This is a genomic window from Microbacterium sp. EB106-03-03-XG65 (assembly GCF_058791955.1).
This window is the reverse complement of record NZ_JBYTEB010000001.1, coordinates 2,101,441-2,113,304: the sequence shown is the minus strand read 5'-3', so window position 1 is coordinate 2,113,304 and position 11,864 is coordinate 2,101,441. Positions and strand designations below refer to the sequence as shown.

The following is an 11,864-nucleotide window of genomic DNA, read 5'->3' as shown; positions in this document are numbered from 1 at the left end:
TGTGACCCCAGCGGGATTCGAACCCGCGTTACCGCCGTGAGAGGGCAGCGTACTAGGCCGCTATACGATGGGGCCGTCTTGCGGAACTTCCGTGCCGCGACAACTGTTCAAGTATGCCATGGCGATTCTGTGCGCGCAAAATCGAGCGCGGCCGTCGTCGATTCCCGGGCGTGGCGCGCGACGCGGCGGCGTTTGCCAGACGGGGACAGAAGGAGTTGACTCGTCTCATGCGCGTCACGAAATTCGAACATGCCGCCCTCCGCATCGAGCAGGGTTCGGAGGTCCTCCTCATCGATCCCGGGTCCTTCACGACTCCCCCGCAGGACCTCGGTGGCCTCGTGGCCGTCGTGCTCACCCACGAGCACCCCGATCACTGGACCCCCGAGCACCTCGACCGCATCCTCAGCGCAGCACCGAGGACTCCGATCTACGCGCCGTCCGGAGTCGCCCGCGCAGCCGCCGGATACGACATCACGGTCGTGGCGCCCGGGGACACGGTGGAGGTCGGCCGATTCAGCCTCCGCTTCTTCGGAGGGTCCCACGAGGTCATCCACTCGTCGATCCCCACGATCGAGAACGTGGGCGTGCTCGTGAACGAGGTCCTCTACTATCCGGGAGACTCATACGCCGTCCCTGAGGGCGTCGACGTCGACATCCTCGCCGCCCCGCTCGGCGCCCCGTGGCTGAAGATCGGCGAGGCGATGGACTACGTACTGGCCGTGCGTCCGCGGCGCGCGTTCGGCACTCATGACATGACGCTCTCGGTGGCGGGCAAGACGATGCATCGCCAGCGACTGCAATGGGCCACCGAGCAGAACGGCGGCGAGTTCTTCGTGTTGGAGCCCGGCGAGTCGCTCGACGTCTGATGGCGGACTCACCGGCCGCGCAGATCACGCTCGACGAGTCGCAGGTCCGCACCCTCCTGCAGTCGTCGGCACCGCACCTCGCCGAACGGTCTCTGCACCTGGTGGCCGCGGGCTGGGACAACGCGATGTGGCGGATCGGCGACGATCTGGCACTTCGCATCCCCCGACGCGATGCCTCGCTCGCGCTCGCGGAGCACGAGCAGCGCGCGTTGCCGCACCTCGGGCCGCGTCTCGCCGCCGTCGGCGTGCGCACTCCGATACCGGTGCTGGCGGGCGGCGCCTCCGACCGCTTCCCGTGGCCCTGGTCGATCGTCCCGTGGATCGAGGGCGAGCACGCGCTCGGGATCACCCGCGGCGAGAACGCCCGGTGGGCGAGGAGTCTCGCCGACGCCCTCTCGGCGCTGCACCGGACGGCCCCCGACGATGCGCCGCGCAATCCCGTGCGCGGAGTGCCGTTGGGAGATCGAGACGGAGTCATGGCGGAGAGGCTTCGTACCGTCGCCCTGCCACCGGTCATCGGCCGGGCCTGGCAGGACGGACTGGATGCAGAGCCGACCGGTGAGCGTGTCTGGATCCACGGGGACCTCCACCCCGGCAACATCATCGTGCGCGATGGAGCGCTCTGCGCGCTGATCGACTTCGGCGACGTCACCGCGGGCGACCCCGCCTACGATCTCGCCGCAGCGTGGCTGCTGTTCGACCAACCGGGCCACATGACCTTCCGTCGCGCCACTCGTGCCCGCTATGACGACGCCACCTGGATCCGCGCTCGCGCCTGGGCGGCGTACCTCGCGACCGTCTTCCTCACGCAGATGGACGACCGGCCGGAGTTCCGCAGACTCGGGGCGAGCACCGTTCTCGCCCTCACCGAACGCTGACTACTGCGCGCCGCGGACCCGGAGGTCGCGGGCGAGGTGGTCGCGCTGCTCGATCACGATGCGCCGCAATGCCGCCGGCGCCGATGCATTGTCGGCGAGCCAGGCATCGACCGCATCGAGCGAGTGGGATGCGGGGAACAGCCCGACCACGAGCCGCTGCGCCAGTTCGATGCTCCGTGACCGCCAGGCGTCGACGATTCGCGCGAAGTACTCGTCGTCGAATCCGTCGATGAGGTCGCGCCGACCGCCCGCGCGGATGCCGGCGATCTCCGCATCGAGGTGGTCGTTGCTGAGTCCGAGATCGTTCCACGCCGCATCCCACGCCGCCGCGCGCACGAGAGCCTCGGGTCGAGACGCGAACGCTCGTCGAGCAGCCGTTCGTCCGCTTCCGGTGTCATCACGGCGCTGCTCCTCGGCGATCTCCGAAGCGTCGGCATGCCCGGTGGTGACCAGCGCCGTGAGCAGCTGCCACCGGAGGTCGGGGTCGACCACCAGGCCCGCGGGCACGTCATCGTCGAGCAGGCCGCGGATCTCCCGCTGCCGACAGTCGTCGAATGTCGCGGCGCTCGCGAAGGCGCGCGCCCACGACAACTGCGCGTCGCCTCCGGCATCCGCGTCCTGCAGCGCCGTCCAGGTCGCTTCCACCCAGGTGCGCTGTTCGTCGTCGCGAACAGCCTCGGAGACGTAGTGCCGGATCGCGAACGCCGCATTCGCGAGAATGCCGACCAGCAGCCCGATGTTCGTCTCACCGCGAGCGTGAGAGCGGACGATCGACGTGTATCGCTGGGCAGGGAGTTCGCCGTCTCGCGTGGCGTTCCACAGAGCGGACCAGACGACGGCGCGGGCGAGCGGATCTTCGATCGACGACAGCGACTCCTCGACAGTGCGGAGCGACGTCTCGTCGAGGCGAACCTTCGCATACGTCAGGTCGTCGTCGTTGAGGAGGACGAGATCGGCGTGCGGCAGCTCGATCGGAGTCCTCTCCTCCGCGACATCGAGGGCGATCTGCTGCGTGCGCACCACCCGCCCGTCGATGCTCTCGTAGAGACCGACCCGGAGCCTGTGCGGGCGCGGAGCGCTCTGCACGAGGGTGACCTCGTCACCGTCCCGCTCGATCCACAGCGTCGACACACCGGTGGTCTGCAGCCAGGCGCGCGACCATTCGGTCATGTCTCGTCCCGACACGGCACTCAACTCGACGAGGAAGTCCTCGAGGGTCGTGTTGCCGAAGGCATTGGCCGCGAAGTAGCGGCGCGCGCCTTCGAAGAACGCGTCGTCGCCGACGAACGCGACGAGCTGCTTGAGCACCGCCGCCCCCTTGGCGTACGTGATGCCGTCGAAGTTCAGCTTCGCCGCCTCGAGGTCGGTGATGTCCGCGACGATCGGATGCGTCGTCGGCAGCTGATCCTGTTGATAGGCCCACGCCTTGCGACTCGCCGCGAACTTCACCCAGGCATCGTGGAACCGCGTCGCCACCGCCGAGGCGTGGGCGCCCATGTAGTCGGCGAACGACTCCTTGAGCCACAGATCGTCCCACCACTTCATGGTCACGAGATCGCCGAACCACATATGCGCCATCTCGTGCAGGATCGTGTTCGCGCGGGCGGCGCGCTGCGCATCGGTCGCAGCGCCTCGAGACAGGTACGCCTCCGTGAATGTGACGAGTCCCGGATTCTCCATCGCTCCGAGGTTGTACTCGGGCACGAAGATCTGGTCGTATTTGCCCCACGGATACGGGTAGGCGAAGGCATCCGCGAAGAAGTCGAGCCCCTGACGCGTGATCTCGAGGATGTCATCGGCCTCGAGGTACTGCGCGAGCGACTGTCGGGCGAACAGGCCGAGCGCGATGCGCTGATCGTCACGCTGCCAGTGGCCGTCGATGCGGGTGTAGGGGCCAGCCGCCACCGATGTGATGTAGCTCGAGATCGGGAGGGTCGGGGCGAACTCCACGCGCTGCACTCCGACGCCGAGGTCGACCTTCGCCGGAGCCTGGTTCGAGAGGACGTTCCATCCTGCCGGCGCATCGACGACGAACGTGAACGCGGCTTTGAGGTCGGGCTGCTCGAAACACGCCATCACCCGACGCGAATCAGCCGGCTCGTACTGCGTGTAGAGGTAGGTGAGATCGTCGGCGGGGTCATGGAAGCGATGCAGCCCCTCGCCCGAGCGGCTGTATGCGGCGACCGCCTCGATGCGCACGACGTTGGACTCCCCCAGGCCGTGGATCGCGATCCGGGCACCGTCGTACTCCACGTCCTGCTCGACGCCGTTGACGACGACGCGATCGACGCTCTCACCGATGAAGTCCACCCACGTCGACTCCGAGGTGGAGGCGAACTCGAGGGTCGTGACCGTCGAGAAGCTCGTGCGCGCTCGCTCCGGTGCGCCGGTCAGGTCGAGCTCCACTCGGATGCTTCGCACGGAGAGGGCCGCGGATCGCGCGGCGGTCTCCTCGCGGGTGAGGTTGGCGGTGTCCATGCGTCCATCCTGTCATCTACGCTCTGCGGCATCGCGTTGCATAGTGCAACAGAGAGGCGTAGAGTTGCGCCATGCAACAATCCAAGGGATCGGATGCACGACGCGAACACAGCGCGACCGTGCTGCGCTCCCTCGTCGGCATAACGCGCCGCGGTCTCGTCGATGCGCGCGCCGGAGAGACCCGGCTCTCGATCACCGAGCAGTCGATCGTGATGGCGATCGCCGACGCCCCCGGAATTCGTTCGACGGACATCGCGCAGATGTTCCGCCTGAATCGATCGACCGTGTCACGCCAGCTCTCCGCGCTCATCGCACTCGGGCTGGTCGAAGAGGCCTCGTCGCCTGCGGGACGCGGCCGCCCACTGACGCTGACACCGGCCGGCGACGAGGCTTTCCTCGGCACGCTCGCCGCACTGCACGATGTCATCGACACCCACCTGGCTGACTGGTCCGACGAAGAGGTCTCGCGATTCGCGCACGACCTGCAGCGCTTCGACCGCGGCCACGGCGCACCCTGACCAGGCCCACAAGGCCATCGAGGAAAGAAGAAGGAAAATGAAGAACATCACCGTTCTCGGGACCGGCGTCTTGGGATCGCAGATCGCGTTCCAGACCGCCTTCCACGGATTCGACGTCGTCGCATACGACATCGACCAGGCGGCGCTCACGCGGGCGTCGGAACGATTCCAGGCTCTCGCGGAACGCTATGTGACAGATCGAGTCGAGGGCTCCGCCGATGGCGGCGCGAAAGCGGCGATCGAGCGGATCCGACTCACCTCGGATCTCTCGGATGCCGCGAGCGACGCCGACCTCATCATCGAGGCCGTCCCCGAGAGCCTCGAGCTCAAACAGGGCATCTACCGGACTCTCGCGGAGGTCGCCCCCGCCTCGACGATCTTCGCGACGAACTCGTCGACCCTGCTGCCCAGCGCACTCGCGGACTCGACGGGTCGCCCCGACCGCTTCCTCGCTCTGCACTTCGCCAACGAGATCTGGGCGCACAACACCGCCGAGGTGATGGGCACTCCTGCCACCGACCCTGTTGTGTACGAGTCGGTCGTCGACTTCGCCTCCGAGATCGGCATGGTCCCGATCCAGATCAAGAAGGAGAAGGCCGGGTACCTGCTGAACTCGCTGCTCGTGCCCTTCCTCGAAGCAGGGGCAGAGCTTCTCGTCGACGGCATCGCCGAACCCGAGGCCATCGACGCGACCTGGCGGATCGGCACCGGTGCGCCCGCAGGGCCGTTCGAGATCTACGACATCGTGGGCCTCACCACCGCGTACAACATCTCACGCATGGGCGGCGAGAAGCAGCAGCGGTTCGCCGATCTGCTGAAGGAGCAGTACATCGACAGGGGCAAGCTCGGCGTCGCGACCGGTGAGGGTTTCTACACCTATCCTCGCGAGAGCTGAGGACCGCGCGAGAGCGCGGGCCCTCAGCGCCCGAGCAGCTTGCGGATGGCGGTCTCCGGCGACACCGTGAGGTCGAGGGTGCGACCACGCGCGTACTGCCGGAACACGCGCGGATCGATGTAGCTCCCCCGTGCCACCGCGAGAGTGTTGCCGAGTGCCGACGCCGTCGCCTGGACGGCGAGGCGCTCGGCTCTGCGTCGCTCGTTCTTGGTCTCGAGGCGTCCGATGCGGGCGAGGGCATCGGCTGCGAGGATCGTCCCATGGAGCGTGCGGAAGTCCTTCGCCGTGAATGCGGAGCCCGTGACCTGTTTGAGGTAGTCGTTCACCTCTCCCGAGTTCACACGAACCCGTCGTCTCCCCTTCCGGTATGCGAGCAGCGGCGCTCGGGGAGAACCGACGGCGAACTCCGACAGGGCGTCGGCGAGCGGAGCATCGCTGATCTCGATGGAGGCTATCTGGCGACTCTTGGCGGGAAAGCTCAACGAGACGGTGCTTCCGTCGATCCGCACATCGTGGCGACGCAGCGTGCTGAGGCCTCGGCTGCCGTTCTTGACCAGGTACCGCTCGGATCCGATGCGCAGAGCGGCATCGTCGAGCAGACGGAACGCGACCGCGAGAGCGCGCTCGCGCGTGAGACCCTGCTGGTTGATCGCGCGGGTGACCTGGGCTCTCGCCGAAGGCAGGGACGCTGCCAGCCGAAGCGCCCTCGCGAACTTCCGCTGGTCACGGCCGGCACGCCAGAGCGGGTGGTAGAGGTACTGCCGCCGTCCGGCATCGTCCGTCCCCACCGCCTGGATGTGCGCGAGCGGGTCCGCGGCGATCCACACGTCCTTCCACGCCGGGGGGATGACGAGATCTCGGATCCGCTCGCGATCGGCTTCCATCACGGGCTGTTCTGCGGCGTCGATATAGCGGAATCCCGACCCCGACCGGATGCGTCGGATTCCAGGCTCCTCGCCCGGAACGACTCGTCTCAGTGCCATCGCCGTCTCTCTCCGGCGCTCCTCTCGAGTATGGAGCGTCCGAGCATGAGAATGCGGGGTGCGGGCGATTCTGTGAAGGGCATGGCGTGCGAGCTAACCCAACTGCTATGAAGATGATCGCTCTCGTGATCACGGACTCGCACGAGGGGTGCTCCGACCGGGAGTGGAGCGCCTGAGAATGCAAGAAAGCCCGCGGAGATCCGCGGGCTTCACCTTGCTGGGGTACCTGGACTCGAACCAAGAACAACGGAACCAGAAACCGCCGTGTTGCCAATTACACCATACCCCAAGGGCGAAACCGGAGCCTCGCACCGAGAGTCAAGCTTACCCGAGCCTTGACCGTATTGCCAAAACGCCCCCCGCCGTCCGGGCGCGTCGCTCGAGCTGGGGCCCTCGACCACGCCTCCTGCACCGCAGAGGACAGAGAGAGGGAGAGCACCCACGGGATGCTCTCCCTCTCTGCAGGATCAGCCGGCGAGGAACTCCGAGAGCGCGCGCAACCGGCGCAACGATTCGTCCTTGCCCAGCAGCTCCATGGACTCGAACAGCGGCGGCGAGATGCGACGGCCGGTGATCGCCACACGCGGAGGCCCGAAGGCGACACGCGGCTTGAGCTCGAGAGTCTCGACCAGGGCGGCGGAGAGAGCTTCCTGGATCTTCTCCGGCGTGAACTCCGACACCGGCTCGAGCGCCGCGACACACGCGTCGAGCACCTCGGCGGCATTCGCCGGCAACCCCCTGAGCGCATCCGCATCGTACGAGACGTCGTCGGTGAAGAGGAATCCGACCATCCCCGGCACCTCCCCCAGCAGCTGCACACGCTCCTGCACGAGCGGCGCCACCCGGAACGCCATCACGAGCTGTTCGTGCGTGGGTTCCTCGAACAGACCCGCGGCGGCGAGGTAGGGCACCGTGCGTTCGGCGAAGTCCTTCTCGCCGAGCCTGCGGATGTGGTCACCGTTGATCGACTCGGCCTTCTTCTGGTCGAACCGTGCCGGGTTCGGGTTCACGTTCACGATGTCGAACGCCTCGGTGAACTCATCGAGCGAGAACACGTCGCGATCGGGACCGATCGACCAGCCGAGCAGCGCGAGGTAGTTCAGCAGACCCTCGTGGATGAATCCGCGATCGCGGTGCAGGAAGAGGTCTGCCTGCGGGTCGCGCTTCGAGAGCTTCTTGTTGCCGGTCTCGCCCAGCACGAGCGGCATGTGCGCGAAGCGCGGGACGAAGCTCGTGACCCCTGCATCGATCAGCGCCGCGTACAGGGCGAGCTGACGCGCGGTCGACGGCATCAGGTCTTCGCCGCGCAGCACGTGCGTGATGCCCATCAGCGCATCGTCGACCGGGTTCACGAAGGTGTACAGCGGGATGCCGTTCGGACGCACGACGACGAAGTCGGGGAAGGATCCGGCGGGGAACGTCACCTCGCCCCGGATGAGGTCGACGTACGTGAGATCCTCGTCGGGTACGCGCAGGCGCAGGGCGGGCTGACGGCCCTCCGCGCGGAACGCCTCTTTCTGCTCGTCGGTCAGGTGCCGATCGAAGTTGTCGTACCCGAGCTGCTTCGCGCGGCCCGCGGCCTCGTTACGGGCGTCGATCTCGTCCGCCGTCGAATAGCTCTCGTACAGCGCCCCGGAGTCGAGTAGCTTGTCGATCACGCCGCGATAGATCTCATGACGCTCGGACTGCCGATACGGAGCGTGCGGGCCGCCCACCTCGACCCCTTCATCCCAGTCGATCTTGAGCCAGGTGAGCGCATCGACGAGCTGACGGAAGCTCTCTTCACTGTCGCGAGCGGCGTCGGTGTCCTCGATACGGAACACCATCTTCCCGCCCGTGTGACGGGCATACGCCCAGTTGAAGAGCGCTGTGCGGACCATGCCGACATGCGGAAGGCCGGTGGGCGACGGGCAGAAGCGGACGCGGACGTCGGCACCGCTGGCGGTCGTGGTGAGGGGATGAGGAGTAGCCATAGCCCTTCGATTCTAGTTGCGCCAGGCTCGCGCCCCATCGGCGCCATCTCGACGTCGCCGCGCGTCGCGATGCAGTCACAGCGGGTAACGCAGACTCACCCCGGGTAACACCCCGGTGCGACGCGATCATCGGCTCCTATCGTGGCGGCAATCCTCACACCGTCGGACACGCACGAACGGAAGGCACCACCATGACACTCACGGATACGACGGCTACCGGACTCGGCGATCGGTGGCGAGGCGCCGACCGTCCTCGGACGAGCGCCGAATGGCTCGACAGGGCTCAGGAGGTCGCCGACATCCTCGCGGTCGACGCCGTCGAGCGCGACCGCGACACCTCATGCCGAGGTGCAGCTGCTCAAGGACTCGGGTCTGGGCGTGGGCGGCCCGCCTCGTCGCGACGGACGACCAGATCACCGCTGTAGAAGAGCTCTACACGTCGAACGAACTGCTGTTCGGCGGTGCCGTCAACCCGCGCGATTCGGACCTGACGATCAGAGAAGACGGTGACGACCTCGTCTTCTCGGGGCGCAAGCCTCAGCCGCCGGATTCGTCGACCGGCAGTTCGTTCCGCTGGTATACAACACCCTCAACGTTCCGACGATCCAGCTCGTCTTCGCCAACTTCTACCTCGGCATCGCGCAGGCAGCTCTCGAGACGGCATTTGCCTACACGGACCACGACCCGAGCATGGCCCTACGGCGGTGACGACAAGGAGCGTGCCACAGACGAGTGGTACGTGCTTGAGGGCTACGGTGAGCTGGCGTCGAAGCTGTGGGCCGACGAGGCGCTGCTCGACGCCGTCGGCGCAGAGATCAGCGCCCTCCTGCATGCACCGCGGGAAGAGCTCACCGCACGTCGACGCGGAGACGTCGCCGTGCGGATCGCTGCAGGCAAACTGCGGATCGTCGACGACGGCCTGCAGATCGCCACCAAGGTGTTCGAGCTCACGGGCGCCCGGGCCTCGGCGAGCTCCGTGGGCCTCGACATCTTCTGGCGTAATCTGCGAACCCACAGCCTGCACGATCCGCTCCCCTACAAGAAGCGCGAAGTGGGCGCGTACGTACTGCTCAACGAAGTGCCGGAACCGACCTGGTACACCTGATCGGCGTGCGGCCGGGGGTGTCGTGTCTGCGCTGAACCGGCGCGTCGACCCGGCACCCCCGGCGGCGTCACCTCTTCACCACTCCGAGCGGCGAGAGCGCCACGATCGCGACCACCAGGACGGATGCTGCGATCCCTAGCCCGGCATACTGGAAATTCGACAGGATCACGCCCGCCAGCACCGCACCGGCCGCGGCGGACAGGCTCATCAGCGAGTCGCTCCGTCCCTGTCGGCGGGTGCGGAGGTCCGGAGCACTCGACTCGGTCAGCAGAGCCGCCCCTGCGACTGTCGCCGCACTCCAGCCCAGGCCGAGCAGGATGAGCGCCACCATCACGCCCCACTCCTGGTCGTTCACGAACACGGCGAAAGCGAGCGCGCCGCCCAGCAGCAGCTGCCCGAGCAGAACGACACGCAGTCGACCCCAGCGGTCTGCAAGGATTCCGAAGAGCGGAGACAGCGCGTACATGCCACCGACATGCAGCGCGATCGTGATCCCCACGAGCGCCGAGACGTCGGCCGGCGTCGGAGCCATGCCATGGTCTCCGTGCGCCATGTGGGCGAGGTGCACGGGAGTCATGGCCATGACCGACGCCATCACGACGTGCGATCCTGCCACGGCGAAGATGGCGTACCGTGCGACGACCGGACGATCCGCGAAGACCTGGCCGGTCGCGGCGGCTGCCGCTCTGGCGAGTCCTTGCGCCGCGATGAGCGGATCCGGGCGCAGCGCGACCAGATAGAGCACGAGAGCGGCGCACTGGGCGACGAACGAGAAGGCGTACGACCCCGTCTGCGGCGGCATCCCGATGGCCGCTCCCACGATCTCACCAGGGCCGAGCAGCAGGGGGCCGGCGACTCCTCCGATCGTCGTCGCCCACACCACGATCGAGAGATCGCGGCCGCGGTGCTGCGGCGCCGCGAGGTCGGTCGCGGCGAAGCGCGACTGCAGATTGCCGGCGTTCCCGGCGCCGATCATCAGAATGCCGACCAAGAGCAGAGGGAACACCCGCAGAGAAGCCGCGAGGATGACCACGGCGATGCCGACGAGCGCGAACAGGTTGCCGAGTGTGAGTGCGCGGCGTCGGCCGACCCTCGCAGCGAGCCGCGCCAACGGAATCGCGCACACCGCAGCACCGAGCGTGACAGAGGCCGTCGCCAGTCCCGAGAGCGCATCGCTGCCCGAGAGATCGGCGGCGAGCAGAGCACCGAGCGACACGGTCGCCCCGAACGCGATCCCGCCCAGCACTTGCCCGGTCGAGAGAACCAGCACGGTGCGCCGCTGCACCGCCGCCTGCTGAGCAGCCGTGAGGGCGCCAGCGGTCATGACGCGCGCACGGCGTCACGCACGGTGTTGCGCAGGATACCCAGGCCGGTGATCTCGACCTCGACGGTGTCTCCGGCGACGAACTCCCCCACACCCGCCGGCGTGCCCGTGAGAATGACGTCGCCCGGCAGCAGCGTGAACGCCGCCGAGGCATGCTCGATGATCGCCTCGACCGAGTGGATCATGTCGGTGAGCGGCGCCTTCTGCCGCACCTCGCCGTTGACGCGGGTCTCGATGGTCGCGACCGAGGGGTCGAAGTCGGTGCTGATGGTCGGGCCGAGGGGGCAGAACGTGTCGAACCCCTTCGCGCGCGTCCACTGGCCGTCTTTGCGCTGCAGGTCACGCGCGGTCACGTCGTTGGCGATCGTGTAGCCGAGCACGTGATCGAGCGCATCTGCGGCCTTCACGTTCTTCGCGACCCTGCCGATCACGACGGCGAGCTCACCTTCGTACTCGGTCTGCTCCGAGATCGATGGACGCACGATCGCGTCGCCGGGGCCGATCACAGCGGTGTTGGGCTTGAGGAACAGCAGCGGCTCCTCGGGAGCCACTCCCCCCATCTCGGCGGCATGATCGTGATAGTTCTTGCCGACGCAGACGATCTTCGACCGCGGGATCACCGGGGCGAGGATCACCGCGTCCGCGATCGGCACCCTGTCTCCCGTGGGCTCGTATCCCGCGAAGAGCGGATCGCCCGAGAGGACGACGAGGTCGGTGTCGTCGACGATCCCGAAGAGGATGGCGTCGTCATGGCTGAATCGGGCGATCTTCATGCCACCAGCCTATCCAGCGTGCTGCACGACGAGACCCCGCTGCGCGGGAGCGCAGCGGGGTCTCAGGAGTG

General features: G+C 67.4%; 10 protein-coding genes and 2 tRNA genes. 5 read left to right on the top strand and 7 right to left on the bottom strand.

The genetic code is table 11. From position 1 onward, the window contains the following. Window positions 1-2: 2 nt before the first annotated feature. A tRNA-Glu gene (locus AC3WS6_RS09900) sits at window positions 3-75 on the bottom strand. 152 nt (window positions 76-227) lie between these two features. Between AC3WS6_RS09900 and AC3WS6_RS09895 the strand changes: the two genes are divergently transcribed. Together AC3WS6_RS09895 and AC3WS6_RS09890 are read left to right on the top strand one after the other, a co-directional pair. Further along, the gene (locus tag AC3WS6_RS09895) at window positions 228-866 is read left to right on the top strand and encodes an MBL fold metallo-hydrolase (protein ID WP_492500854.1); all 639 of its coding nucleotides are present in this window, start codon (window positions 228-230) and stop codon (window positions 864-866) included. After that, on the top strand, window positions 866-1,744 hold the full coding sequence (locus AC3WS6_RS09890; protein WP_492500853.1) for an aminoglycoside phosphotransferase family protein: 879 nt from the start codon (window positions 866-868) through the stop codon (window positions 1,742-1,744). Before AC3WS6_RS09895 ends, AC3WS6_RS09890 begins: the two co-directional genes overlap by 1 nt. On the opposite strand, the gene pepN is transcribed toward AC3WS6_RS09890, so the two are convergent. Further along, the gene (gene pepN, locus AC3WS6_RS09885; protein ID WP_492500852.1) at window positions 1,745-4,222 is read right to left on the bottom strand and encodes an aminopeptidase N; all 2,478 of its coding nucleotides are present in this window, start codon (window positions 4,220-4,222) and stop codon (window positions 1,745-1,747) included. A 71-nt stretch (window positions 4,223-4,293) separates the two neighbouring features. Between pepN and AC3WS6_RS09880 the strand changes: the two genes are divergently transcribed. Continuing rightward, on the top strand, window positions 4,294-4,740 hold the full coding sequence (locus tag AC3WS6_RS09880; RefSeq protein WP_492500851.1) for a MarR family winged helix-turn-helix transcriptional regulator: 447 nt from the start codon (window positions 4,294-4,296) through the stop codon (window positions 4,738-4,740). A gap of 37 nt (window positions 4,741-4,777) precedes the next feature. Continuing rightward, window positions 4,778-5,635: a 3-hydroxyacyl-CoA dehydrogenase gene (locus AC3WS6_RS09875; protein ID WP_492500850.1), complete on the top strand. Its 858-nt coding sequence runs from the start codon at window positions 4,778-4,780 to the stop codon at window positions 5,633-5,635. Window positions 5,636-5,658: 23 nt separating this feature from the next. Here the strand turns inward: AC3WS6_RS09875 and AC3WS6_RS09870 are convergent, their stop codons facing one another. From AC3WS6_RS09870 to gltX, 3 genes are all read right to left on the bottom strand, one after another. Next, entirely contained in the window at window positions 5,659-6,618 is a 960-nt protein-coding gene (locus AC3WS6_RS09870) for a DNA topoisomerase IB (protein ID WP_492500849.1), read from the bottom strand. A 217-nt stretch (window positions 6,619-6,835) separates the two neighbouring features. After that, window positions 6,836-6,907, bottom strand: a tRNA-Gln gene (locus AC3WS6_RS09865). Between the two features lie 178 nt (window positions 6,908-7,085). Further along, window positions 7,086-8,591, bottom strand: coding sequence for a glutamate--tRNA ligase (gene gltX, locus AC3WS6_RS09860; protein WP_492500848.1), 1,506 nt, complete (start codon window positions 8,589-8,591; stop codon window positions 7,086-7,088). Window positions 8,592-9,255: 664 nt separating this feature from the next. Between gltX and AC3WS6_RS09855 the strand changes: the two genes are divergently transcribed. Next, window positions 9,256-9,696, top strand: a complete 441-nt coding sequence (locus AC3WS6_RS09855; RefSeq protein WP_492500847.1) for an acyl-CoA dehydrogenase family protein — start codon at window positions 9,256-9,258, stop codon at window positions 9,694-9,696. A 67-nt stretch (window positions 9,697-9,763) separates the two neighbouring features. Here the strand turns inward: AC3WS6_RS09855 and AC3WS6_RS09850 are convergent, their stop codons facing one another. Both AC3WS6_RS09850 and AC3WS6_RS09845 read right to left on the bottom strand, forming a co-directional pair. Then, complete coding sequence (locus AC3WS6_RS09850) at window positions 9,764-11,020, bottom strand: MFS transporter (protein WP_492500846.1); 1,257 nt, start codon at window positions 11,018-11,020, stop codon at window positions 9,764-9,766. Then, window positions 11,017-11,793 (bottom strand): fumarylacetoacetate hydrolase family protein, encoded by a 777-nt coding sequence (locus tag AC3WS6_RS09845; RefSeq protein WP_492500845.1) that lies wholly within the window; start codon window positions 11,791-11,793, stop codon window positions 11,017-11,019. Before AC3WS6_RS09845 ends, AC3WS6_RS09850 begins: the two co-directional genes overlap by 4 nt. Between the last annotated feature and the right edge of the window lie 71 nt (window positions 11,794-11,864).